General features: G+C 37.6%; 25 protein-coding genes. 9 read left to right on the top strand and 16 right to left on the bottom strand.

The features are described from left to right. Window positions 1–39 precede the first annotated feature (39 nt). The 4 genes from B9J78_00595 to B9J78_00580 form a co-directional block, all read right to left on the bottom strand. Window positions 40–303 carry a hypothetical protein gene (locus tag B9J78_00595; GenBank protein MBA2123438.1) on the bottom strand — a complete coding sequence of 88 codons (264 nt, stop codon included), beginning with the start codon at window positions 301–303 and terminating at the stop codon, window positions 40–42. Further along, window positions 290–481 carry a prevent-host-death family protein gene (locus B9J78_00590; GenBank protein ID MBA2123437.1) on the bottom strand — a complete coding sequence of 64 codons (192 nt, stop codon included), beginning with the start codon at window positions 479–481 and terminating at the stop codon, window positions 290–292. Before B9J78_00590 ends, B9J78_00595 begins: the two co-directional genes overlap by 14 nt. Before the next feature lie 87 nt (window positions 482–568). Then, window positions 569–1,561 carry a 2-hydroxyglutaryl-CoA dehydratase gene (locus B9J78_00585; GenBank protein ID MBA2123436.1) on the bottom strand — a complete coding sequence of 331 codons (993 nt, stop codon included), beginning with the start codon at window positions 1,559–1,561 and terminating at the stop codon, window positions 569–571. Beyond that, window positions 1,546–3,666 carry a hypothetical protein gene (locus tag B9J78_00580; GenBank protein ID MBA2123435.1) on the bottom strand — a complete coding sequence of 707 codons (2,121 nt, stop codon included), beginning with the start codon at window positions 3,664–3,666 and terminating at the stop codon, window positions 1,546–1,548. The genes B9J78_00585 and B9J78_00580 overlap by 16 nt, the downstream gene beginning before the upstream one ends. A gap of 564 nt (window positions 3,667–4,230) precedes the next feature. On the opposite strand from B9J78_00580, the gene B9J78_00575 reads away from it, so the two are divergent. The 6 genes from B9J78_00575 to B9J78_00550 all read left to right on the top strand — a co-directional run bounded on the left by B9J78_00575 (window position 4,231) and on the right by B9J78_00550 (window position 6,762). Next, window positions 4,231–4,944, top strand: coding sequence for a pyridoxine 5'-phosphate synthase (locus B9J78_00575; protein MBA2123434.1), 714 nt, complete (start codon window positions 4,231–4,233; stop codon window positions 4,942–4,944). Continuing rightward, the gene (locus B9J78_00570; GenBank protein MBA2123433.1) at window positions 4,935–5,267 is read left to right on the top strand and encodes a hypothetical protein; all 333 of its coding nucleotides are present in this window, start codon (window positions 4,935–4,937) and stop codon (window positions 5,265–5,267) included. The genes B9J78_00575 and B9J78_00570 overlap by 10 nt, the downstream gene beginning before the upstream one ends. Before the next feature lie 208 nt (window positions 5,268–5,475). Continuing rightward, window positions 5,476–5,841, top strand: coding sequence for a ribosome silencing factor (locus B9J78_00565; protein MBA2123432.1), 366 nt, complete (start codon window positions 5,476–5,478; stop codon window positions 5,839–5,841). Between the two features lie 6 nt (window positions 5,842–5,847). Next, a complete protein-coding gene (locus tag B9J78_00560) occupies window positions 5,848–6,060 on the top strand; it encodes a hypothetical protein (protein MBA2123431.1) in 213 nt (70 codons plus the stop codon). Further along, a complete protein-coding gene (locus B9J78_00555; GenBank protein MBA2123430.1) occupies window positions 6,057–6,245 on the top strand; it encodes a ferredoxin in 189 nt (62 codons plus the stop codon). The genes B9J78_00560 and B9J78_00555 overlap by 4 nt, the downstream gene beginning before the upstream one ends. Window positions 6,246–6,258: 13 nt before the next feature. Then, a complete protein-coding gene (locus tag B9J78_00550; GenBank protein MBA2123429.1) occupies window positions 6,259–6,762 on the top strand; it encodes a hypothetical protein in 504 nt (167 codons plus the stop codon). Between the two features lie 430 nt (window positions 6,763–7,192). Here the strand turns inward: B9J78_00550 and B9J78_00545 are convergent, their stop codons facing one another. From B9J78_00545 to B9J78_00530, 4 genes are all read right to left on the bottom strand, one after another. Continuing rightward, window positions 7,193–8,098 (bottom strand): site-specific tyrosine recombinase XerD, encoded by a 906-nt coding sequence (locus tag B9J78_00545; GenBank protein ID MBA2123428.1) that lies wholly within the window; start codon window positions 8,096–8,098, stop codon window positions 7,193–7,195. Window positions 8,099–8,376: 278 nt separating this feature from the next. Beyond that, window positions 8,377–10,956: a hypothetical protein gene (locus B9J78_00540; protein MBA2123427.1), complete on the bottom strand. Its 2,580-nt coding sequence runs from the start codon at window positions 10,954–10,956 to the stop codon at window positions 8,377–8,379. Window positions 10,957–10,983: 27 nt separating this feature from the next. After that, a complete protein-coding gene (locus tag B9J78_00535; protein MBA2123426.1) occupies window positions 10,984–12,423 on the bottom strand; it encodes a hypothetical protein in 1,440 nt (479 codons plus the stop codon). Then, window positions 12,390–13,934, bottom strand: coding sequence for a murein biosynthesis integral membrane protein MurJ (locus B9J78_00530; protein ID MBA2123425.1), 1,545 nt, complete (start codon window positions 13,932–13,934; stop codon window positions 12,390–12,392). Before B9J78_00530 ends, B9J78_00535 begins: the two co-directional genes overlap by 34 nt. A 262-nt stretch (window positions 13,935–14,196) precedes the next feature. Here B9J78_00530 and B9J78_00525 point away from each other — a divergent pair, with 262 nt between their 5' ends. After that, window positions 14,197–14,415: a hypothetical protein gene (locus B9J78_00525; protein MBA2123424.1), complete on the top strand. Its 219-nt coding sequence runs from the start codon at window positions 14,197–14,199 to the stop codon at window positions 14,413–14,415. 149 nt (window positions 14,416–14,564) lie between these two features. Here B9J78_00525 and B9J78_00520 read toward each other — a convergent pair whose 3' ends face one another. The 4 genes from B9J78_00520 to B9J78_00505 all read right to left on the bottom strand — a co-directional run bounded on the left by B9J78_00520 (window position 14,565) and on the right by B9J78_00505 (window position 18,467). Beyond that, window positions 14,565–15,155 carry a nitroreductase gene (locus B9J78_00520; protein ID MBA2123423.1) on the bottom strand — a complete coding sequence of 197 codons (591 nt, stop codon included), beginning with the start codon at window positions 15,153–15,155 and terminating at the stop codon, window positions 14,565–14,567. Window positions 15,156–15,380: 225 nt separating this feature from the next. After that, window positions 15,381–16,238 (bottom strand): TIGR00268 family protein, encoded by an 858-nt coding sequence (locus B9J78_00515; protein MBA2123422.1) that lies wholly within the window; start codon window positions 16,236–16,238, stop codon window positions 15,381–15,383. After that, window positions 16,204–17,271: a tRNA 2-thiouridine(34) synthase MnmA gene (locus B9J78_00510; GenBank protein MBA2123421.1), complete on the bottom strand. Its 1,068-nt coding sequence runs from the start codon at window positions 17,269–17,271 to the stop codon at window positions 16,204–16,206. The genes B9J78_00515 and B9J78_00510 overlap by 35 nt, the downstream gene beginning before the upstream one ends. Before the next feature lie 59 nt (window positions 17,272–17,330). After that, window positions 17,331–18,467, bottom strand: a complete 1,137-nt coding sequence (locus tag B9J78_00505; GenBank protein ID MBA2123420.1) for a hypothetical protein — start codon at window positions 18,465–18,467, stop codon at window positions 17,331–17,333. A 294-nt stretch (window positions 18,468–18,761) separates the two neighbouring features. Between B9J78_00505 and B9J78_00500 the strand changes: the two genes are divergently transcribed. Then, on the top strand, window positions 18,762–19,478 hold the full coding sequence (locus B9J78_00500) for a hypothetical protein (protein MBA2123419.1): 717 nt from the start codon (window positions 18,762–18,764) through the stop codon (window positions 19,476–19,478). Between the two features lie 99 nt (window positions 19,479–19,577). Continuing rightward, on the top strand, window positions 19,578–19,832 hold the full coding sequence (locus B9J78_00495; GenBank protein MBA2123418.1) for a hypothetical protein: 255 nt from the start codon (window positions 19,578–19,580) through the stop codon (window positions 19,830–19,832). Between the two features lie 177 nt (window positions 19,833–20,009). Here the strand turns inward: B9J78_00495 and B9J78_00490 are convergent, their stop codons facing one another. The 4 genes from B9J78_00490 to B9J78_00475 form a co-directional block, all read right to left on the bottom strand. Continuing rightward, window positions 20,010–20,357: a hypothetical protein gene (locus tag B9J78_00490; GenBank protein MBA2123417.1), complete on the bottom strand. Its 348-nt coding sequence runs from the start codon at window positions 20,355–20,357 to the stop codon at window positions 20,010–20,012. A gap of 231 nt (window positions 20,358–20,588) precedes the next feature. After that, window positions 20,589–22,037: a hypothetical protein gene (locus B9J78_00485; GenBank protein ID MBA2123416.1), complete on the bottom strand. Its 1,449-nt coding sequence runs from the start codon at window positions 22,035–22,037 to the stop codon at window positions 20,589–20,591. A 157-nt stretch (window positions 22,038–22,194) separates the two neighbouring features. Next, window positions 22,195–22,944, bottom strand: a complete 750-nt coding sequence (locus B9J78_00480) for a hypothetical protein (protein MBA2123415.1) — start codon at window positions 22,942–22,944, stop codon at window positions 22,195–22,197. 23 nt (window positions 22,945–22,967) lie between these two features. Continuing rightward, the gene (locus B9J78_00475) at window positions 22,968–23,432 is read right to left on the bottom strand and encodes a hypothetical protein (GenBank protein ID MBA2123414.1); all 465 of its coding nucleotides are present in this window, start codon (window positions 23,430–23,432) and stop codon (window positions 22,968–22,970) included. Window positions 23,433–23,645: the final 213 nt, after the last annotated feature.

Here is a 23,645-nt window from a genome sequence, read left to right as displayed (position 1 = left end):
CAGATACGCTCTGTTAGGCGAAGTCGGTCAATGGTCTTATTACTTGCGATATGCTTCTCTACGATGACGGACATGATAAATGATCACAATTTTCGTTTTGGTATCCACTTGGCAGATCACCCTGTAATCCCCAACTCGGATCCGATAATCTCGTTCTGAGCCTCGAAGTTTACGGTGTTGTAGCGGAAATGGATCATCTGTAAGGGATTCGACAGCCTTGATAATTCGAGGAGTTTGTTGTGGGTCGATATTCCGTAAGTCTCGTTCGGCTGATCTCTTCCATTGAATCTCATAAAAAGCCATTTTCTTTCAACCGTTTCTTAAGTTCTTCGAAAGCTATTGTAGGCTCATCCCGACGTTCAGCGGTGATTGCGAGATCGTGGAGATCCTCTAAGAGTTCCTCATACTCTTCAACCGGAAGAACTACCGCCGTCTTTTGTCCCTTTTCGTCTACAATATACCTTTCTTGAAATTTTCCCATATTTTATCCTTCTTAAATTTTCGTAATTATTCAGCCCTGCAATGATAGCACACAATAAAAGGATTCCCCTCGAAGACACAATTATACTTATTTGTTGTCATACACCCCCGACTTGACAAGTCTTTCCTCTGCATCTTGAACCTCCCATTTTCCACATCGTGAACCGGCTCTGTGGACAACTATATGTGCTTTTAATACCTCTATTACTTCACAATAATTTGGGCATCCACTACACTCAAACGATCTGGTCCTGAAATCAATATCAGCAATATTAAAATCAAAATCAGTCTGGCACCCGCTCTTCTCAGTCTCTTCCATAGCCAGGATAGCTGCACCTATGGCGCCCATTACATTGTAATACTCAGGTACAATTACCTCTGTTTCTAACTCCTTCTGGAAAGCTCTAACCACGCCTTTGTTTGCTGCTACTCCGCCCTGGAATATTATAGGGGATAAAATCTCCTTTCCCTTGCCCACATTATTCAGATAATTTCGGACAATAGACTCGCACAGTCCGTTGATAATATCCTCATTACTGAATCCGAGTTGTTGTTTGTGAATCATATCTGATTCAGCAAATACTGTACATCTTCCAGCAATACCAACTTTTACTTTTGCTCTCAGGGCATAATCGCCAAATTCCTCAACAGGAATTCCAAGGCGCGTAGCCTGGTGGTCCAAAAACGAGCCTGTCCCGGCAGCACATATCGTATTCATACTAAAATCTACGGGAATACCGTCTCTTATAATTATAATTTTAGAATCCTGTCCGCCTATTTCAATGATGGTTCTAACCCCTGCTATAAAGTGTAAGGTTCCTAATGCGTGGGCAATAATCTCATTTTTTACAACACAGGCATTAACTAAAATACTGATAAGATGACGGGCGCTGCCTGTTGTTCCTACGCTTTTTATCTTTTCTGGATTTGTCAGTCTCTGCTGGATTGTCTTTAACCCTCTTTTTACTGCCAGGATAGGATTTCCTCCTGTGGAGATGTAAAGAGCATCTAGAACATTTCTATCCTTGTCAATGACAACAAGTTTTGTGCTTACTGACCCAACATCTATGCCAAGATACATTTTCTTTCCCTCTTTCTTTTAAGTAATTCCACAAATGCCTCCAGGCGTGTTCTTACTCCAACAGAGGTTGCATTCTCATCAAAAGAAAAAAACAATATCGGGATATTGTAATCTTTACTTACTCTATGAAGAGCGCCCATGGCGGTAACCTCGGGCATACAGGCGTGGGGTTTTATATGAATTGCACCATCCAAACCCTCATGAGCAAAGATAATAGTTTCTGCTACTGATGCGTTGGCATGGGCACCAGAATTATATTGCAAATAAGATCGTGATATTCTTTGAAAGGTAGTCTTTTTAAGTGACAGGCATAGCATTTCTTTTACAGTCTGGCCTAAACAGAGCGGCCTGACCACCTCAACCCGCATCTGACCTAACTCTTTTTCTATATCTAAGTTGCTATATGGCTCTATAACTATGTATATCTCACCAATAATGCCTACTTTAATTGGCCTGAACCCGGGAACTGTTTTGATCTGATTAAATCTTTCCGAGTACTCTTTTTCAACTCTCTTTACCTGATCTTTTGTATTAGCCTGGTCGCAGGAATTCAAAAATTTTTGATACAGTCTTCTGGTTTCGCCAATATTTACCTCGCAGGCACTTAATCTCCAAACTTCACTTTCAAACTTTTCTATAGCCCTTAACTTTGCCCAGGCAATTCTTATCCTTTGCAAGATCTGTAAATTTGTGACATTTTTATTTATTGCTTTAAAATCTCCAAAACTGCTAAACCTCATAAACCTGAACTTATAGCCTAAGTCTTTCAATATTTGCTCCTGTACGGGTTTATACTCACCATACCGACAGGACCCTTTACTTCCTGACTGCAAAAGAATATCTGCACCCTGTTCTAACCCCTCAATCAGACAACCTAATGTGATCTTAAATGGAAAACATACAAACTCGGGAGAATGTTTACAGCCCAGTTCTATGGTTCTTTTGGTTATGGGCGGAGGAACAACCACCTCATGACCTAAGGTCCCAAAGAGACTCTTAAAGCAAACATAGTAATCCCCCATATGAGGAAATGTAATCTTAAGTCCACTTTTGCCATTACCTGTCTGCTGTGTCAGATGTGGCACAGGCAGAGAAGCGCCATCAGAGAAGTTTTTTCTAACGGGGGTTGTCTTTTCTTTTCCCATTTTTATCAAATCTATGAAAGACTCAAGTCTTGTCATAATTCCTGTATCAGTCTGGTGTTCATCTATCACTAAAGAAAGGATTGGAACAGAATTCTTGATCTGCCTGATGGCGTACTCTATAGTGAGCGAATCTGGGCCACAGGGAAATGAAATGATAAAAATGATGCCATCTACTCCCTTCTCTACAAAGTGTAGGCTTGCCCCAAAGATTTCTTTTTGATATGTCCAGTAAATATCTTTTGAAACCCTGGAGGCTGCCCTAAAACTTACCTCCTGAGGCACCATCTCCTGGGTGAGGACATTTACTCCTTTTTTCTCTAATTTTTTTATAATTCCAAGATTGACAAGGTCATCATAGACATTATATGGATGACCTATGACGGCGATATTCACCCCCTTAGAAACAGGATGTGTTTGTGTGTTGACTTTTCTGATCTGGCCTGTTTCTATAAGTTCCATCACCTCAGAAACCGAAGTTGCAGTTTTAAGCGTCCTTTCAAAGTTTTGTTCTTTTTTTCTTGCCCGCCAATAAGCGGTGTGAATCCTAAAAGGATTTTTGGTAAGCCTCCATCCTGCACTAAACATTGACTGGTATGGAAATCTTCGGTTAAAATCAATATTTGGGCTTAAAATAGGTGGGGTCTTTTTTATGGAATTTCTTACTATATCCGGAAGCCCTAAAAATTTGGTGCAGACAAAATGCTTCCTCTCTACACTCTCTATTCTGGGGATGAATAGATAATCCACTCCTTTATCAATTAAATCCAACACATGGCCACAAAAGACCTTAAGCGCCAGGCAGGATTCATCCATGCTGCATTTAACTCCTCTTTGTAAAATTTTTTGAGTGGTATGTGTAGATGTAATTACCTCACATCTTAATTCTTCCAAGAATGTCTTCCAGAAAGGATAATACTTATAATAAAGCAATGCCCTTGGTATTCCTATTTTTTTTACCATTTTTTAGCCTTCTCTTTTATAAATTTTGTTCTATTTCGGTTGTTTTACATTTGTTATTTCCTGCCTGTAGCAGGCACAGGAGCCTGCCTTCATAAACTAACCCCGTTTTGTTTAAGTGCCATAAAACACCTCTAACAAAACTTTTTTCTTATCCCTAGTTTTAAGAAAAAAGTTCCTGCCTCCCGGGGAAATCAGATTATTCCCCTTTAGACCTCCCTGACTTTTGTATAGGAATTTATTGAAATTCCGATACAACAGGGTATACTCAGAGACAGACTCAAGTAATATGTGGATATTAGCATATAATTAAGAATCCGTCAAGAGAAAAATGGCCGCTTGTTTCTGTTTACCACCATGGCTCTGTAAATTCTTTCTTGTTTAAAAAATTAATAAAATTTGTTTGAATACTTATGTTATAATTATACTGAAATTTTAATACCGTGTCAAATTTTTAGTTTTCGTTATGTTCACAGGCTCTTGACAAAATTTAGATTTAGTAGTATCCTTAATATGGGAATATCAAAATGTTACACTGCTTCAAGATATTATAAGGACGGAGGATTTATGCCAAAACTCGGTGTAAATATTGACCATATTGCAACGATTCGTCAAGCAAGAAAGACATTTGAACCAGACCCTGTTTTTGCCTGTATGCTTGCGGTGCTTGGCGGGGCTGATGTTATTACTGTTCATTTAAGAGAAGACAGAAGGCATATACAAGATAGAGATGTAAGGATTATCAGAGAAATTGTTCCAGTTAAGTTCAATCTTGAGATGTCTCTATCAAAGGATATTATGGAGATTGCTTGTGAAATTAAACCCGAACAGGCAACCCTTGTTCCTGAAAAAAGACAGGAGATAACAACAGAGGGTGGATTAAATGTTGTTACCGAATTTTCAAGTTTAGAGGAATCTATTAAAATACTCAAAAACAAAGGTATCGCTGTTAGTCTATTTATAGACCCAGACCCTATACAGATAGAATACGCAAAAAAATCTGGCGCCGATTTTATTGAAATACACACAGGAAAGTATGCAAATGCTAAGGGTGAAGAGGCTAAAAAAGAAGCAATTACCATTGAAAAAGCGGTTAATCAGGGATTGGAAACGGGGCTTTGTGTAAATGCAGGACACGGACTTACATACTATAATGTTAAAAGGATTGCATTTATAAAAGGTATTCAGGAACTTCACATAGGACATTCAATAATCTCCCGCGCAGTATTTGTTGGGATAGAAAATGCTGTAAGGGAAATGAAAGAGGCAATATGTTATTAGAACAAAGGGTAAGGTTAGTGTTATGGAGAACAACATCCGATTTTGAAGGTGCTGTTATTATTGTAAGGGGGACCATTACTGATGAATCTCCTTATATGTTAAGGGTTGATGGAAGACTGTACCAACAGATGATAGATGAAAAAGGAGGAACCATAGAAAGACCTATTGGCACAGAAAACCAGTCACTTCTTATTCCAATAACAACCATAAGATATGGAGAAATAATAATTCCCGGAACACCAGCGGAAGAACTGGATAAGAAAGTGCGTCTACAAAAACCACTTGGCAAGGGTGAGATAAGGAAAAAAGGTGGATTGACATAAGAGGGTATTGACACAGTATATTAGTTATGATACTTCGGTTCACATTTCAGGAGGTCAGTATGGAAAACATAGAAGCGTATTGTGTAAAATGTAAGAAAAAAGGTCAGATGAAAGATGAAGAACAGGTTACATTAAAGAATGGCAGAATTGCATTAAAGGGTAAATGCAAGGACTGCGGCACATCTATGTTTAGAATTTTAAAAACAAAATGACCGGAAGATTTTTTCCGAAAAAGGTAAAAATATTTATAGATATTCTTCTTGGAAAAAAAGCAGAAAATATGATGCTGCTTGATTTGAGAAAATATAACGGTTTTACCGATTGGTTTTTAATTGCAACATCGCAAAATATAAAACATAGCCAATCCCTTGCAGAACTCATAAATAAAGAAGCGGGCACAAAAGGATATAAGGTCAGAAACATAGAAGGCAAAGGGGATGGGAAGTGGGTGGTAATGGATTATAACGATATTATAATCCATATATTTATTCAAGAAACAAGGATGCTTTATTCGCTTGACAGAATATGGTCAGGAGCAGGTGTGTATAAAGAGCCCTGGACATTCATGGAGTAAAATAATATGCCATCAGCAAAACAAGAAAACAGAATTAAAATGCTTGCACTGTATAAGCAAACAAATTCTCTCAGGCAGGAAATACTAAAACACAAATGGATAGAAAGTGAAAAATTGGGCTATGATATAGGTATCTATAAAGCAACAATTGACTGGATAGAAAAATACTATCCGCATTGGAAAAAAGAAAAACAAAAAATGAAAAAGGAGGAAAAGTGAGAGTAATGGTTGACAAAGATACATGCACAGGATGCGGGCTTTGTGCAGATGCCTGCCCCGATGTTTTCTCAATGACTGATGATGTTGCGGTTGCAATATCCTCAAGTATACCTGAAGATTTTCAGGAGTGTTGCAAACAGGCGGCTGAAGACTGTCCTGTAAGTGCCATAACAGTTGAAGGGTGAAATATAAAATAATATGAAACAACAAACACTTGTGATTATAAAACCAGATGGACTTAAAAAATCTCTTACGGGTAATGTACTTACGCGGCTTTCTGAAACAAGGTTGGAGATAATAGGGGCAAAGGTTGCCAGGGTCTCCCGTCAGCTTGCCGAGATTCACTATCAGCATCTTAAAGACAGGCCCTTTTTTGAAGAATTGATAAGTTACATTATGGGAGAGTTACACAACAGGAAAAAGATTCTTGCTCTGGTATACTGGGGAGAAGATGCCATTAAAAAGGTAAAAGAAGTTGCAGGCGCAACAAACCCTGAAGAAGCAGATTCAGTGTCAATCAGAGGCCAGTACGGCAGAATAACAACAAAAGGGGTTTATGAAAATGTGTTACACACCTCAAGCAATAAACAGGACGCCGGAAGAGAAATAAAACTCTGGTTTAAACCCGATGAAATAATAATTGATATATATCCTTGTGAAAAGATTATAAAAGAGAAGGTGGAAGAAAGAGTCTGGAAATAAAACAAATGCAAAATATAAAGATTTCAACAATATCCTTAACCTCTCCTTTTACCAGTATATCTGCTATACTTTTTTCATTATTGACCTTTGCATAAATAATGGAAAAATATCTTCAGGGATAAATAGGGTCAACTCTATTTTCTTTTTTTAATAATACTACATTGGTTTTTTAGAGAAAATAGAGTTGACCCTATTTATATTTACCATTATTTATGCAAAGGTCATTAGAACAAGGACAAAACAAATTTTACAAAATGAAGTAAAGCAAAATTTGGGCAAAGGCCCGTATAGCATTATAACCCTTCGTCCATAAATTTTTTACATTTAACACAGTCTCTAATCTGGAATCAAATTATATAAATTTTTGCCTCCCCGCAAGGGTAACGCATCGGCGCAATCGTAAACCGCCTTCAATGGTTTGATCAGAAAGTTAGCAGGGAGAGGGATTTTCCCGGGGATGAAACTTCCTGTGGACCTCTTTTAACCTGTCTTTTTCTACATGTGTATAAATCTGTGTTGTTGATATGCTTGAATGTCCCAGAAGTTCTTGAACAATTCTTAAATCTGCCCCCCTTTCAAGAAGATGTGTTGCAAATGAGTGTCTGAATGTATGGGGTTTTACTTTTTTAAAAAGCCCAGCCTGTTTTGCCGTATCTTTGACCATCTGCCATATGCTTATTCTTGAAAGTCTTTTCCCCTGATATGACAGGAAGAGGTAAGATTCTTCATTTTCAGGATTTAGCTTGTTTCTTGCTTCTTCTATGTATTTTTTAATCCATTCGGATGCAATCCTGCCGATAGGAACAATCCTTTCTTTTCTTCCTTTTCCAATACATTTTATAAAGCCAACACTTAAATTCACATCTTCCAATTTTAAGTATGAAACCTCTGAAACTCTTAATCCCGAGGCATACATAACCTCAAGTATTGCCCTGTTTCTTATACCAATGGGCTTATCAGTCTTTAAAATGTTTAATATTTTTTCTATTTCTTCTACCTTCAGCACATCGGGAAGTTTTTTCCAAAGCTTTGGGTGTTCAAGCACACTTGTTATATCGTTTTCAATAATTTTTTCTCTTGCAAGAAACCTGTGAAGCATCTTTATTGCAACAAGCCTTCTTGATATGGTAGTGGGGGCAGCATTCTTCTTTTGTTTTAATTCCATTAAAAAATCTACAATATTTTCCCTTTTAACAGACTTAAAAGAATGTAAATTTTGCTTATTTAGAAATTCAATATATTTTTTAAGGTCTAAAAAATATGAATAAACCGTATTTTTTGAAAGCCCTTTTTCTATCTCCATATAATTTAAAAAAATACCGACCTGTTCATACATCTGCTCCTGTTCTTTGGATAACTGGCAATTACAGGCATCCATCTTTAGATCCACCCCCTGTGACACTGGATAATTTTATACAACCGGCAACAGATGACCGGTGATGGAAAAACAGCGCAAGTCTTAAAATTACAAACACCAGTTCTCAAAAAATAAGATACAAATGACAAATAAATAACAAATGTTAAATGTCAAATAGATATCAACAGGTCATACTTTTTGTCATTTGGATTTTGACATTTGGCATTTATCATCAGCCATCAGCCACCTGTCACCTGTCACCTGTCACCTATGTTCTGGGTATCCTTTGGTCCTAGTATAACTGTAACCTTTCTGTCCTGATTAAAATATTCTTGTATTACATCTTTTACATCTTTTATTTTTATTCTTTTTATTTTTTCAAGACTTTTTTCCTGATTATCTGCCCCCATCCCATACAAGACATCCAGACCCACTGCAAATCCCAGCCCACCTTCTGTCTGTGTTTGAAGAACCTGTGCGCCTATGGCTTCTGCCTTTGCAAGTTCAATTGATTTTTCTTCTATTTGTTCTGCTAAAGAATTGATAAACCTCTGTATCTCAGTATGTGCCTCTTTAACATTCTCCTTAGATGTAAGTATATGGAATATGAATGCACCCTGTTCAATCCCGGATATATTTGCAGAGCCAAGACTATACGCAAGTGCCTTTTCATCTCTCAACCTATGATAAAGACTTCCACCCTGGTCATTCATTGCATTGGCAAGCACATCTAATATATATCTGTCATCTGAATACATTGTTGTGCCGGGAAAACCTATTACAATACAGGCCCCTTCTCCATCAAATTCTTCTTCAATGGTCTTCGGCGCTTCTGGAAAATCTAAAGGAATCTGTTGAATTTTAAATTCTTTCCCAGGTTTGATTGAACCAAAAGATGCTTTTATTTTGTCTTCTGTTTCTTTTTTAGAAAAATTCCCGAATATTGATAAAACCATATTTTGAGGATTTATTATGTCTTCTGCCTGCTTTATAACCGTTTCTATTTTTATATCCTGTAAATCACCTGGATTCCCATCCGGAGGATTTGAGTAGGGATGTTTTCCAAACAGTTCTTTTCTCAATCTATTCAGAGCAATATGTATGGGCTGTTCATAACCCTGTTTTGCTATTGCAATTGCCTGAGATTTTTTTAAACTGAACTCATCCTCAGGAAAAACTGAGTCTTCAAGTACAGACTTCATTATGTCCATTGCCTTCCCTGTATTGTCAGGCGGAACCTCTATTGTCCAACCTATTGAGTTGTAACCTGTATGTACAGAACTCTGCCCCCCAATTTTTTCTATCTCAAGTGCAAGTTCCTGTGCATTGTATTTACTTGTTCCGGACTCCAGCATTGAAGAAAGGACGATGGAACTGCCGGGCTGTTCATCTGTTCTTAACCCACCAAGGAAAAGAGCCTTTATGCTTACTAGGTTTGCATATGGATTCGGACGGATAACAAGTCTTATCCCATTGTGAAGTTTTATTTCTTCCACAGATAAAAACTCTTTTTCAGTCTTACCCTGTTCTACTGTCTTCTTTTCTTCTGAGCAGAGTTCTGCAATAACAGATCTTTCATTTGTTAGGTATTTTTTTACGGCTTCTCTTATTGATACAGCATCAACCTTTTTTATGTTTTTTAGATATAAAACCGAAAAATCCGGGTCTGCTGTAAATACAAAGTTAGAACCTACATCTGCTGCGGTTCCATGTGCGGTCTGGATTGAAAAAAGATATTCGCTTTCTATTTTTGTTTTTGCTCTTTGTATCTCTTCGTCTTTTACACCCTGTTCTTTTATTTTTTCTATTTCTTCAAAAATAATTCTTTCAACCTTTTCGAAATTTTTTGCATCAAGTGTGCAATATATACCAAAAAGTCCGGGGTCTTTCGGTGTATAAGACCAGCTGTCCACTGAATATACAAGATTTTCTTTTTGAATAAGTCTTTGATAGAGTCTTGAAGGTCTACCCTGCCCGAGTATAACAGAAAGCATATCCATCGGATAAAGGTCTGGTGAATAAAAACTTGGACCATGGAATGCAGTGATGAACCTTGCAATATCCACAGGCATAGTCTTGCGAATCTTTTTTTGTGAAAGTTGAGGAGGCTCCAGAGCAACCGGATTTTTAACAGGACCGGACCTTTGAAAACTGAAAAATATTTCTGCTTTTTTTAATACATCTTCAATCTGGATACCACCTGCAACAACAAGAACACAGTGTTCTGAGCCATAGAAATTCTTATAATATTTTACAAGGTCTTCTCTTGTAAGTTTCTTAAAAAGTTCAGGATATCCTATCACTGGAATCTTATACGGATGAACCCTGAATGCAGTCTCCCACAGTGTCTCAGATATTTCCCTATCAGGAGAATCCTGTCTCATATCCATTTCTCTTAATATTACATTTTTTTCCTTTTCAAGTTCCTGCCGGTCAAACAAAGGCTCCGAAAGTATCATATGTAAAATCTCTATTGCATCTTTAACATATTCTTTAGGACAGTCAATAAAAAATACTGTTCTTTCATGTGAGGTATATGCATTGATTTTACCCCCGATAGCCTTAACCCTGTCTCCGATCTGTTTTCCTGTTATTTTTGATGAACCCTTAAATATCATATGTTCAAGAAGGTGTGATATACCGGCCCCCGACCATTGGTATTCGGTTGAGCTTCCTGCTGCAACCCATACCTGAACAGATGCCGAATTGTTTTCACCCATTGAACACACTATAACATCCATGCCATTTGACAACTGTCTTACAACAGTCTGGTGCTGTGAAAATTTTGAAAATCCGCTCTCAAGGATGGATAAAACAATAGAACCTGTTATAGCCATTTTCACACTCCTTCCGTTTTTAATAGACTATCGACTATGGACTGCGAACTGTGGACTAAATTTAACCATCCGTTCAATCCACTTCTTTGCAGTTTCTATACTACAACCTGCGGTTTTTGCAACCTTTTCATAGCCTGCACATATAATTCCTTCAACAGAGCCAAACTCTGATATTATCCTACTTTTTCGTACAGGACCTATACCGGAAATATCATCAAGAATTGAATGAATAGCAGACCTGCTTCTTATTTTTTTATGATAACTCATAGCAAACCTGTGTGCTTCATCCCTTACCATTTGTAAAGCCTGCAGGGAAGCGGAATCTCTGGATAAAACTATCGGCTCTTTTTTACCCGGAACAAATAACCATTCCTGCTTTTTTGCAAGCCCTGCAACACAGACAGATAAAATCCTCAATCCGTTTAAAATCCTTTTTGCGGCATTTGCCTGTGCAATTCCACCATCAACAAGAATAAGGTCTGGCATCTGTTTTTTTTCTTCTAATAATTTTCCGTACCTTCTATGAACAACCTCAGAAAGCATCCCTGCATCGCTTCTTTCTGATGATAATATTCTATACCTTCTGTATTCGGATTTAAAGGGTCTGCATCTTACAAACCTTACAACACTTCCCACAGGATGCACCCCGGATATATTTGAAACATCTATCCCTTCTATAATATTTATATCTTTTTTTGTTTCAAACAATTCACCAAGTATTGAAGGGACGCTTACATCATAAGATTGTTTTAGCCTCTGGACAGTTTTTTCAAGCAAATATATTTTGTCTCTTACAATCTTTGCCTGTTCATATTTTTGTTCATCACTTAACTTTTGCATCCGGGTATGAATATTTCTTATAACCTTCTGTCTTTTGCCCTGTAAAAACAGCTTTAACTGTTTTATAAGACTTGCATAATCCTGTCTTAAAATCCTGCCTTCACAGGGAGCAGGACATAATTTTAAGGGATAATATATACAGTGCCTTTTGGGGAGATTTATACAGGTTCTGTACGGTATTATTCTTCTTACCGTAGATAGTGCTTTTCTTAAAGCAGTGGCATCGGGATAAGGACCAAAACATTCCGCTTTTAACTTTAAAAATCTTTTTCTTCTGCCGATTGCTACTCTTGGGAACTTTTCTTCACTTATACATATCAGAGGATAATCTTTATCATCTCTTAACTTCATATTATAAGGTGGCTTATATTGTTTTATCAGTGCATTTTCCAATAGCAGGGCTTCTTTTTCATCAGATGTTGTAAGGATATGGACACCCTTTACTTTCTGCATCATAATAGAGATTTTAAGCAACAATGGCTGTCTCAGGTAAGACCTTACCCTGTCTTTTAAGTCAGCAGCCTTACCTATATAAAGAACATCTCCTTTGTGGTCCCTGAAAATATATACACCCGGCTGATGAGAGATCTGTTCTATCTTTTTTTCAATATCGGCACAACTTCCCATATCTCGTTAATTTTTAATAACCATCCTAAAGAGAGAAACAAAATAATCCCTGTAAGCACAGAAAATAAAAGACCGGTTATATCGCCAAAAATACTTTTGAAAAATATGTATAAAAAAAATATAGAAAAACCAAAAATCACCGAAAGGACAAGACTTTTTGCAAATGTAATAGATATCCTTTTTCCATCAATTCTTCCAATTTTTTTTCTTAATATTATTCCAAGCAAAGAAAAATTGACAAAACTTGAAATAGATGTTGCAAGTGCAATACCAGAAATCCTCAAAAATCTAACAAGGATTATGTTTAATATTATATTTAAAATAAGGCAGATAAAAGAAATCTGGACAGGCGTTTTTGTATCCTGCATCGCATAAAACCCGTTTACCAAAACCTTTACGCACCCATATGAAAAAAGTCCTATTGAATAGAATATAAGAGCATCATTTGTAATATTCACAGCATATGTATCAAATGCCCCTCTTTGAAAAAAAACCTTTATTACAGGATACCCCAGTGCTATAAAAAAAGCAGACGAGGGAAGAAGGACAGAGATTATAACCCTTAACGAATGTGAAATGACTTGAACAAATTTCTCTTTATCACTATCAATAGCAGAGGCAGAAAGAATCGGCAGACTGACACTTGAAATGGACACTCCAAAAATTGCAAGCGGGAGTTGAAAAAGGCGGCCACTGTAATATATTGCAATAACACCTGCCTGACCAACAAGAAATGTCAGGGATGCAAATATAGTATCTACAAATGTATTTGCAAGATATACAGCACTTCCAAATATCCTTGGCAAAAGAAGTCTAAATGCTTTTTTAACAGATGGCATACTGGGAGCAAAGAAAAACTTCCACGAAAAAATACTTTTTTTTATTTGTGGAATTTGTATAAGAATCTGAAAAACCCCCCCCACAAGCACACCTGCTGCAAGACCGAATATAGAACCCTGTAATAAAAAATATGAAGACAATGCACCCGCAATCATACCGATATTCATCAAACACGGTCCTAATGCGCTTGTAAGAAAAAGATGTTTCACATTTAGGACAGACATAAAAAATGCGTAAACACCGACAAGAAGGATATACGGGAAAAGAATGAGGGTAAGTTTAACAGTCAGGCTATATTTTTGGGGTTCAAGTAAAAACCCCGGCGCACACAGCCCTACAAGTAAGGGTGAAAATATCATCCCCAATATTGTTAAGATAATAAGGGCAACAAACAGAATGTTTCCCAATGCAAATGCAGTGTCTTTAAAATTCTGTTCTGACTTTTTTTCTTCTTCGCAAAGAACAGGAACAAAACTTGCATTTGCCGCACCTTCTGCAACAAGGTCCCTGAGAAGATTTGGTATCCTGAAAGCAACAACAAACGCCTGTGCAGAAATACTTCTTCCGAATACTGCTGCAACAATTATATCTCGGACCAAGCCTAAGCCCCTGCTTAATGCTATTGCAAGCCCCACACCTCTGGCAGACTTTGAAATTTCTTTACTTTCCATCCGCTATTATTATAACCAATTCTTACCCGAAAATATATCTTCTTAAATGTGACATTGGGAATAAGAGAAAAGAGCAGCATATGCCACCGGTTTTTCTGTTTCCCAATGGGAGAGATAGGAAGATAGGCACCCCATAAAAAGGGGAATAAATTTTAATACAAAAATTTGACAAAATTATACAATTGTGACACACCTGCGAATATAGAGCAAGGGGGAAATATGACAACAGGAATAAGAAATTATCCAATAAGAATAAGTAAGAATGTCACAGAAGAAATTAAAAACTTCTGTGAAAAAAAGATTAAAAATAGGAAGATTTATAAAAAATGCAGTTAAAGAAAAAATAGAAAAAGAAGAATTGTTAGAGGATAGTGTCGAAATAATGAGATTACAGCATTATAAAAAAAGTGGCAAAACCATAGAGAAGTACCGTAGAAAAAAGGAGGATATAAAAAAAACTAATAATTACACCACCTGTTGAAAAAGATTTTGTTGGTTTTCCTTTTTTTACCCCGTCAGATAACTTTACATCCAATGGGGCTTATTATAATAGACAATGAACTGTGAACTAAATGGTGGATAATGGACTTAAATTTTTCCCAATCTCCGGGCACCGGTTGCTGGTAGCCTTTATTTTTCCCCAACAGGGCAAAGATAAAAAACATCTTCTTTAATTGCTAAAACCTTCCTCACAGAAGCATCGTTAAAAGCACCAACCATAACAGTCCCAAGTCCTAATGATTCTGCTTGAAGATGGATATTCTGACCACAGTGTCCTGCCTCCATAAACACATATCTTTTTCCTCTTTCACCATATCTTGAAGTGGTTTTTTCAAAAACGCCTGCAATTATAATAGTCGCAGGTGCTTTAAGAACCATTATCTGATTTAGTGCAGATTCACTTAAACTGCTTCTAATATCTCCTTGTTTTATGAGTGTAAGAGAATGTGTACCTATATTGTAATGATAGACACCGGAAGATATGTCGGAAACATTCCCACAAGCAATATAAATCTCTATCGGATATGTTGCCCCCGCAGAAGGAGAGGTTCTTCCATAGTCTTCAATATTTTTTCCATCTGCTGCCCATAAAATTTGAGATATTTCTTTCAAAGAAAGAGGCGTATTTTTATATTCTCTTATGGAGCGTCTATTTCTAAAACATTCTTCAACAGATTTTCCCTTTTTTATCTCCGGCTGTGGCAGTTTGATTGCAGTCATTTTCTCTTCTTTCTAGATCTTGGATAATATGAGGAATCGGGAAGTTTCCCGACCCTTATCCTGAGAAGTGTAGCGACGAAGGATCTTATGAGATCCTTCAGCCCTTTGGGCTTCAGGATGAGCCCTCGGAAGAAAATAAAAGAAAAAACTCCCCGAGGGCTCAGGCAAACTCTATATTTTTGCATCTAACAGGGTTAGACAAAAAATTAAGAAGAAAAGGTTTAATCAGTAATTCATACTTCCTGTTCTATACCCTTCCAAATCAACTGTAATATGTTTAAACCCGAGCAAATGAAGTTTTTTTATTATTCCCTTTCTTATTTTTTCATTAAAAACCAATGGAACCTGATTCAAGTGCAATTCTATTCTTGCAAGATTTCCGTAATTTCTTACACGGAGTTGGTTAAACCCAATTTTTTTCAAAAATTCTTCGGCTTTTTCAACTTTTTTAAGTTCTTTTTTTGTTATCGTTCTTCCATAAGGAAATCTTGAAGCAAGACAGGCCATTGAAGGAGCATTCCAGTTTGGTAGTTTATTTTTTTTTGCAAAAAACCTGATCTCCCGTTTTTCAAAACCTGCTTCTTGAAGCGGATGCTTTATAACAAATTCTTTTCCGGCAATACTTCCCGGCCTGAAATCTTTTATATCATCAATATTGCTTCCGTCTGCAATGTAACTGATGTTTTCTTTTTTTGCAATCTGTTTTAATTTTGAAAAAAGCTCTCTCTTACACCAATAACACCTGTTCACAGGATTTTTATAAAAATTAGGGTCTTTCATTTCATATGTATCTATTATTTTTAAGTTAACATCTAACATTTTTGCAACTTCTCTTGCCTGTTTTAATTCAAATTGCGTATATGTCGGAGACCTTGCCACAATTGCACACACATTTTTCTTCCCCAATACCTTTCTTGCAACACTTAACAGATATGAGCTATCTACACCACCTGAAAAAGCAACCACAACCCTTCCCATATTTTTTAGCAGATTTTCTAACTTTTTTTCTTTATTCCTTATTTCTGCCACTGCGCTCCTGCTCGTTACCTTATTCAATCCAACCCCCTCCAAGAACAATACCATTTTTATAAAATACCACTGCTTGACCGGGTGTAATTGCAAACTGCTTTCTTGAAAAAACGACCTTTGCTAATTTATTGTCAACAACCTCAACCGTGCAAGATGAGGCAGGGTGCGCTGACCTTACCTTTGCTTTACACTTTATAACCTTGTCAGGCTTTTCAATAGAAACCCAGTTAATGTTTTTTGCAAAAAGTTCTTTTTTACATAATATTTCTCTCGGACCTACCACAATCTTATTGTGTTCCGGTTCAATTCGGACAACATACACAGGTTTCTCTTTTGCAATACCAAGCCCTTTTCTCTGTCCTATTGTCCAATTTTCAATCCCCATATGTTTCCCCAATACCTGCCCTTTTGTGTCTGTGATATTCCCCTGCCTTCCAGCAGAAGAATAATAATGTTTAACCACATCCTGATACTTTCCTTCTCCGGCAAAACAAATCTCCATACTTTCTTTTTTATTATAAATAGGAAGCCCCAATTTTTTTGCAATTGAACGAACCTGTTTTTTGGTAAAACTTGCATTTGGGAATATTGAATGGGCAAGCTGGCCTTGCGTTAATGAGAAAAGCACATATGACTGGTCCTTTTTTTTGTCTTTTCCACAGGAAAGAACAAACCTGCCTGTTTCTGTATCTTTGGACACATTGGCATAGTGCCCTGTTGCAATATAATCACAATCTAATTGTTTTGCTTTTTTTAACAGTCTATCAAATTTTAGTTTTTCATTACATAATATACAAGGGTTTGGCGTTCTCCCCTTTAAGTACTCTTCACAGAATGGAACAATAACCTCTTTCTCAAACTCCTTTCCCATATTAAGAACATAGAACGGGATGTTTAACTTTTCTGCAACAAGACGGGCATCCTGTATGGATTGAAGACCGCAGCAGGATCTCTGATGCTGAGTTCCACAAAGCCAATCAGGCCACAGCCTCATTGTAATACCAATAACCCTGTTCTGCTTCTTACACAACTGTGCAGCAGCAACGCTACTGTCGACCCCACCTGATAGTGCAACAACTATGTTCATACCTTCTGCCTTCCTGCCTGCTGTATCTGTGAGCGTTGTAAAATTGTCTTTAAAAGAGGTTAAACAGAATCAAGTGACCAGATGTAGAAATCAAGGGGAAAGAAAAAGTTTAAAAAGAGTTTCTCTTTTTCTAATTTTAAAAAAGAATCAGGGGGAAGGGTTCCAAAAAGAAGTTTTACCATTTCTTGCTCTGGAAGTATTACCATGTCTTTTACCTCTTTTTGACTAATTTTTATTCCTTTATCAAAAAGAAGAGTTGCTTTTTGCTCTGTGCCAGAAAGATAAAGGGTAATTGCTTTTTTTAGAGTCATTCCACTTTTTAAGTACCTTTCTTCTATTTGATAAATAAAAGTTTCCAGAATCCTTCTTAAATCTATAATTTTTAACATACAAAAAGAGGAGACAGAAAAAACACAGGTGGCTTTTAAGAAAAGAGCAAGCAAAGGATACTTAAATGGAACAGATATATTGATATTTCCCAGATTGAAAGTTTGGATGAGAGAAAAGATGGAAGATAATATAACTTCCAAGTTTCCACCAAATTCTATAACAGAATTTTCTTTCAAGATAAGGTAAGCATCCTCTCTATTTTTATAACCAAGGTATGTGACTATGTCCGGTCTTTCCAGTAAAATTTTATAATCTTTATCTTTTCTTTGGACAGAAAAAGGTTCTTTTTTATGCATAGAGATAATCTTCTTTAACTCTATTTCTTTCCCCTCATATCTTTTTAATTTTAGATTGGAAAGATTGGGCATTTTTTCCAATGACCTTTTATTTAAGGTTAAGTTTATCTGCCTTCCGGCTAATTCATAGCCAAAATTCCCATACCGTTGTCTATCTCCCCAGAGCACAGAAAAAGAGTACTTTTCTTCCTCCATTTTTTTAACCGCGTAATTGAGAAGTTTAGTCATTAATCCTTTTCCACGCCATTCTGGAAGAGTAGCTACACCACCAATTCCTCCAACTTTGGCGAGCTTTTTTCCTACCCTAACATTTAGAGGAAATAGACCAACATGGCTTACAATTTTACCTTTCTCTTTGATAATAAATATATTCTCTAAATCAACCGTCTCTTCCCTCCAGACGGCAGGGTAATGAAGCGGAAAAAAGCCTTTTGGATGTCCGTAGACTCTTTCCAAGAACCACATCAATTCATTAAATTCTTTTTTCCTGACCCTTCTTGGTCCTTCCATCTTAGTTATCCTCTCTTTTTAGGGAAATCTTGAGATTGTATCTGCCTAATGGACTTTCCATAAATTATAAGTAGGCGGACAAAAGGTGTGTGTGACTAAGAATCTTAGTGTTTTCGTTTTTTTCTGTTTTCCAGTCACCTGTCCCTGTCGCCTGTTGCTTAACACCAAATCAATGTAACCTTAGTATTCAAGTTATTTAGGCTGTGGGCACCTACAGTCTAACAGTCTATCCACCTGAACAGTTGACTTTCCTTTATAATTATACTACACAAATGAGAACTATGCAACGAACCTCTGCAGTTTCTGACCATTATCCCCACAAAGCTGAAAGAGACAGTCAGCGGAAATGACCTGACCAAATCAATGACCTATTTTCCCCTGGTGGGACTGCTTCTGGGGGCAATCCTAATTCTGGTTAACCTGGTTAGTTCCTCCTTGTTTCCGCCTTTAGTGGCTAAAGCTATAGTTTTGATTGTTTTGGTTATCCTCACCGGAGCTTTACCCCTGGGGGGATTTGTTGCTGCCTGCGAGGGGTTCTTCAGCGGAAAACATGGGGATGAAGCCCTAACTATCATGCGAGAGAGCCGTCCTGGTTTCCGGGGAGTTGTGGCTCTAATCCTCCTGCTATTAATTAAATTTGCTCTTCTCTATAGCTTGGTTGAGAGGGTAGAGTTGGGGGCGCTTCTTCTTATGCCCCTTATGGGCCGCTGGGCTATGGTGGTCATAGGAACTCTTGCCCCTTATGCCCGGGGGATAAGCCGGGAAAGATTTTCCTCTTCCGGCCAAGATGATTATCGAAGCCTCGTCAGAGCCAGCCTTATCACTTTTATCGTCTCTTTGTTGCTCTTTAGGTTTTTTGTCATTCCCCTTATGGCAATTGTTTGTTTAGCCACCCTGACTCTTCGCTGGTTTAGCTTAAGGAAGCTGGAAGGAATAACCGGCGATGTCCTGAGGGCAACGGCGGAATTAATGGAAATAGTTACCCTCCTCCTGTTTTGCCTGATAAAGTAAAATCGCGGATTTTTTTGACAAGTTTTCACACATGTGTCATACTTTAATCAGAAAGTAGTAATGGATTAAGCGCTTGTTCAGGAGAAGGAGGAACAGGAAATGACTCAAGTAGAGAGGGTAGCTGTTAGCCTACCGAAGACATTGGTTCGACAGGTAGAAGAAATGCGAGATCGCACAGGTCTTAACCGGAGCATGTTTTATAGACTGGCGCTAAAGGCCTATCTGGAAGAATTCCCCCGGAAGGAAAATAAGAAGTTAGCTCAGCTTTATCAAGAAATCCATCAGACCGACCAGAAGCTACTTCGCCATTTCAGACAATACTCTGATAAACATTTCCCACTATACCAAGAATAGGAGAACTGGCGAACATGAATACCGCCAACTATCCACAGAGAGGAGAGATTTATTTTCTTGATACCAGGAAAGTATAGAGCGTTTAGCTTGATAAATCAAGTAACTACAATTCAGTTGATAGGACACACCATGGCCCGGGGTTCTAGTAGAGCATTTGCAAGAGCAGGCTTTCTTCTGCTATTTTTTCTTACCCAAGTTTTCTTTTAGCCGTTCAATCTCAGATTTAAGCCCCTCTAGTTCACTGCGGGTTGATATATCCAGCTTTTCTATTACACCCTTAACTGTCTTCTCTATCTGTGTTTGCATCTCCTTCCTACTCTCTTGTCCCTTTTCAATCAATTTATTGACTAATTTTCTACTTTCTTCCTCGCCAACCTCGCCTTTTTTAACCAACTCCTTCACAACTTCCTCTGCTTTTTCTTTGGTGATGACTATCGCCCCAAGGCCCAAATTAAATACTTTCTTTAAAACATCTTGCATGATTATCACCTCCTCATGTTTCTTCCTGCTTCTTCCTGAACCCATCAACTCGCCCTCATATTTAATGCCAAATATTCAGTCAACCCCGTGTCCCCCTGATTTAATCAGGGGCAGTGAGCAGGAATCCAGATTCCTGCTTAAAACATGCAGGAATGACAGAGAGAGGGAACGATGTTTACTAGAGTATTTACTATTTAATTATACGCAGCGGCAACCATCTTGTCAAACAAAAATTTCTTATCCATTTTTTTATCCATGCCCTCTGCTAAATCAGAATCATCTACTGCTGTCATTTTTGTTAAGATATTCCTTGTTCCAAATAGGGGCCGACAACCTCTTCAGGCTTTTACCATAATCTATCATGCCCTTCCTGTATTCTTCATCCTCTAACGCTGCTCCTGCCTCGGGATAAATAGGTCTGGGATGATGTTTCTGTAATATATGCTCATAAAATTCCTTATAATGATCTCTAATCGGACAGGTCATTAGAAGATTATCCTGCTCTAAATCAGATTTTCCGTATGCATAGTTGTCTTGCCATTTTCTTACTGCGCGGAAGAAATCAGACTTGAGAACAGTATTCAAATTCCCGCCTTTTTCATAAATATCATTTATATTATCTGCTGTATATGGCTGAAATCCACAGGGCGTACAATCGCCCGATCCGGTTATATTAAAATAGCCTCCACCTCTACCTGCTGCCAGACATCCTCTACATGATGGCCCATCGTTCCAGAAATCACCTATGAAATACTCCTTTTCTCGTTCCATTTTTCGTTTTCTTTCTCTTGTAAAAAGCCTCTGCTGGGGAGTAGGCATAAGCTCAAGCGTATACGATCTTCCCACAGGCATATAGTGGAACTGCCACTGATATTTCACTCCTTGTTGCTCAAAGTAGAAGTCATAGAACTCATCACTGGTTATCACATCTATATTCTTACTCGTAGCAGTTACCGAAATCCCGAAAGGAACTCCGGCATTCCTCATATTAGCAAAAGCTGTAAGTATCTTTTGATAAACACCTTCCCCCCTTCTTGCGTCTGTCTCTTTTTCAAATCCTTCCACGGATATAGCCGGGGTAATGTTGCCGGCTTCAGCTAATCTTTGGGCCATTTTCTCGTTTATAAGGGTACCATTACTGTACATCAAAAAGAGAACATCCTGGTGCTTTTTTGCAATATCAAACAGGCGTGGATAGAGAAGCGGTTCCCCACCCGAGAGGACAATAAAATGAGCGCCCCACAATTCTTTTATTTCTCTCACAATTCTATCAAATACCTCATACTTAAGCGTATCTCCGTTTTTCCCTGAAGCTGTATAGCAACCCGGACATTTTAAATTGCAGAGTTGTGTCGGACATACAAGCACAAAAAAAGGCGTTTCCCTCCCCGTTTCCTCCAGAAATATCTTTTTTGGTTTAGCTTCCCCTCCACCTAATAATTTCCCCATAAAAATATCTGTTAGAGCGTCAAAACATTTAGGAGAAACGTTGCTATCCAGCATTTGCTCAATAGAGTGTAAAAGAGCTATGAACATATAGTATCCATCTTCAGCTCGTTTACTTTCCCGATTTAGCGCCATTTTGCGCAATCGCTCTTTTGCCTTAGTAAAAGCAATTTTTCTCAACCTGGAATTACGCAAAACTTTTTTGCCTACTGGTAGAAAAACATGCCCCGCCTTTGCAAAAACTTTATTCCACAGTTCTCTGCTATTTGACTTAATCATTTTTATTACCCTCCTTTGTTTTCATTAATAATATCTATAATTAATTTTGCTGTATGCGCAGCAGCAAATGGTTTGGCCACTGCTTTTGCCTTTGCTCTCATCCGGTTTAGTTCCAAAGGATTGTTTAATAATCTCCGGACTGTGTCTTCAAGCCGGTTTATTTTTTTATTCTGCATGCTACTCCCTTACTTATCAAATAATTGCCGTTTGCCCTCTCCTGACCATCTATAACATCTATCAGAACAGCCGGCAGACCCTTAGTCAGCAATTCAGAAGCAACAAGTCCTCCCGGCTTAGTTATAGCTATATCGGATATTTCCATAAGTTCATCAATGTTATTAACATAACCGAAATTTTTAATGGAGATATTTGGCTCGGGTGAAATTTTCTTGAGTTTATCATATAAGGCTTCATTCTTCCCTGCCACAATAATGAGTTGAAGCGCCATTTTTGAACCATTCAGATGCTGAACTATTTTCTCAATAGGACCTAATCCCCAGCCTCCACCCATTACAAGAATAGTAGGTAAATCTTTTCTCATTCCAAGTTTTGTTTTTAAAGCCAGTTTATTTTGCGTTTTGGAAAAACCTGGATGAATTGGAATCCCAAAGGCATGTATTCTATTCGCTTCTATTCCATAGCTGATAAATTCCTCTTTCATCTCTTCTGTAGGTATAATAAATTCATCAACATATTTGCTGAACCAATAAGGATGAGCATCAAAATCGGTTATTACGGCTATTAACGAGGCAGAAATCTCTCCCTTTGATTTGAGCTCAGAACTTATTCCGCAAAGAGTTTCTCTTATAGCCTCACCGGCTCTCATATGTCCGGAGCCTGTAGATGTTGTAAGAAAAAGCACGCGTTTTTGTCTCATTAATAAATCCATATTCAGATGGTTCGTCATACGAACTATCGTGTTAAAAAATTTTAGCCATTAATCTTCTGCATTCCTATTTCATTAGCAGCCCGAGAGACTGTTTTTAATATATCAATTAGAGTCTGACGCTCAATATGGACTAATTTCCCTAAGATGTCAGAGATATGCTTCTGTTTCTTTTTTGTCATACTGTGAAAGATCTCCTGCCCTTTATTGGTTAAATTAACCCAGACTATACGATTATCTTTTATATCTCTATTCTTGCAGATAAAGCCTCTTTTTGCTAAGCGGTTGATTAATTCGGTCATTGTGCTTAAAGCCACATTCATAGTTTTACTTAATTCGCTTACCATGCACTTACCACTCTTAGCCAGTGCATTCAGTGTTAAGTACTGCTGCAATGTAATCTTAACTCTAAATAATTTATAAGGATTGGAAATCTGAAAATGTTTGATTAAAGTGGGGAGCAAATCATCCAATTGTGAAATAAATCTGCTTACTTCCTCTTTTTTCATGAGAACCCCTATAATTAATTAAAACTTCGTGTGCCTAACTATTTATTAGTATACCGATTAATATCTTTGGTGTCAAGTGATTTCTTGAAGTATAGGAAAGTATAAACCACTTTCTATACTTGATCACACAGATTAACAGGCAGATTACCCAGATTACTTCAAAAGAAAATCTGTGTCCTCGGGTTTTTGTAATCTGTGGTTACGAAGCTTTTT

It is taken from the genome of bacterium Unc6 (genome assembly GCA_013626165.1).
Taxonomy (GTDB): domain Bacteria; phylum Omnitrophota; class Gorgyraeia; order Velesiimonadales; family Velesiimonadaceae; genus Velesiimonas; species Velesiimonas alkalicola.
This window is presented reverse-complemented; position numbering and strand designations above follow the sequence as displayed.

What these genes read in the sequence shown, in the direction of transcription:
- B9J78_00595 (MBA2123438.1), bottom strand. Translation starts at nt 303, where the DNA reads ATGGCTTTTTATGAGATTCAATGGAAGAGATCAGCCGAACGAGACTTA.
- B9J78_00590 (MBA2123437.1), bottom strand. Translation starts at nt 481, where the DNA reads ATGGGAAAATTTCAAGAAAGGTATATTGTAGACGAAAAGGGACAAAAG.
- B9J78_00585 (MBA2123436.1), bottom strand. Translation starts at nt 1,561, where the DNA reads ATGTATCTTGGCATAGATGTTGGGTCAGTAAGCACAAAACTTGTTGTC.
- B9J78_00580 (MBA2123435.1), bottom strand. Translation starts at nt 3,666, where the DNA reads ATGGTAAAAAAAATAGGAATACCAAGGGCATTGCTTTATTATAAGTAT.
- B9J78_00575 (MBA2123434.1), top strand. Translation starts at nt 4,231, where the DNA reads ATGCCAAAACTCGGTGTAAATATTGACCATATTGCAACGATTCGTCAA.
- B9J78_00570 (MBA2123433.1), top strand. Translation starts at nt 4,935, where the DNA reads ATGTTATTAGAACAAAGGGTAAGGTTAGTGTTATGGAGAACAACATCC.
- B9J78_00565 (MBA2123432.1), top strand. Translation starts at nt 5,476, where the DNA reads ATGACCGGAAGATTTTTTCCGAAAAAGGTAAAAATATTTATAGATATT.
- B9J78_00560 (MBA2123431.1), top strand. Translation starts at nt 5,848, where the DNA reads ATGCCATCAGCAAAACAAGAAAACAGAATTAAAATGCTTGCACTGTAT.
- B9J78_00550 (MBA2123429.1), top strand. Translation starts at nt 6,259, where the DNA reads ATGAAACAACAAACACTTGTGATTATAAAACCAGATGGACTTAAAAAA.
- B9J78_00545 (MBA2123428.1), bottom strand. Translation starts at nt 8,098, where the DNA reads ATGTATGAACAGGTCGGTATTTTTTTAAATTATATGGAGATAGAAAAA.
- B9J78_00540 (MBA2123427.1), bottom strand. Translation starts at nt 10,956, where the DNA reads ATGGCTATAACAGGTTCTATTGTTTTATCCATCCTTGAGAGCGGATTT.
- B9J78_00535 (MBA2123426.1), bottom strand. Translation starts at nt 12,423, where the DNA reads ATGGGAAGTTGTGCCGATATTGAAAAAAAGATAGAACAGATCTCTCAT.
- B9J78_00530 (MBA2123425.1), bottom strand. Translation starts at nt 13,934, where the DNA reads ATGGAAAGTAAAGAAATTTCAAAGTCTGCCAGAGGTGTGGGGCTTGCA.
- B9J78_00525 (MBA2123424.1), top strand. Translation starts at nt 14,197, where the DNA reads ATGTCACAGAAGAAATTAAAAACTTCTGTGAAAAAAAGATTAAAAATA.
- B9J78_00520 (MBA2123423.1), bottom strand. Translation starts at nt 15,155, where the DNA reads ATGACTGCAATCAAACTGCCACAGCCGGAGATAAAAAAGGGAAAATCT.
- B9J78_00515 (MBA2123422.1), bottom strand. Translation starts at nt 16,238, where the DNA reads ATGGTATTGTTCTTGGAGGGGGTTGGATTGAATAAGGTAACGAGCAGG.
- B9J78_00510 (MBA2123421.1), bottom strand. Translation starts at nt 17,271, where the DNA reads ATGAACATAGTTGTTGCACTATCAGGTGGGGTCGACAGTAGCGTTGCT.
- B9J78_00505 (MBA2123420.1), bottom strand. Translation starts at nt 18,467, where the DNA reads ATGGAAGGACCAAGAAGGGTCAGGAAAAAAGAATTTAATGAATTGATG.
- B9J78_00495 (MBA2123418.1), top strand. Translation starts at nt 19,578, where the DNA reads ATGACTCAAGTAGAGAGGGTAGCTGTTAGCCTACCGAAGACATTGGTT.
- B9J78_00490 (MBA2123417.1), bottom strand. Translation starts at nt 20,357, where the DNA reads ATGGGTTCAGGAAGAAGCAGGAAGAAACATGAGGAGGTGATAATCATG.
- B9J78_00485 (MBA2123416.1), bottom strand. Translation starts at nt 22,037, where the DNA reads ATGATTAAGTCAAATAGCAGAGAACTGTGGAATAAAGTTTTTGCAAAG.
- B9J78_00480 (MBA2123415.1), bottom strand. Translation starts at nt 22,944, where the DNA reads ATGACGAACCATCTGAATATGGATTTATTAATGAGACAAAAACGCGTG.
- B9J78_00475 (MBA2123414.1), bottom strand. Translation starts at nt 23,432, where the DNA reads ATGAAAAAAGAGGAAGTAAGCAGATTTATTTCACAATTGGATGATTTG.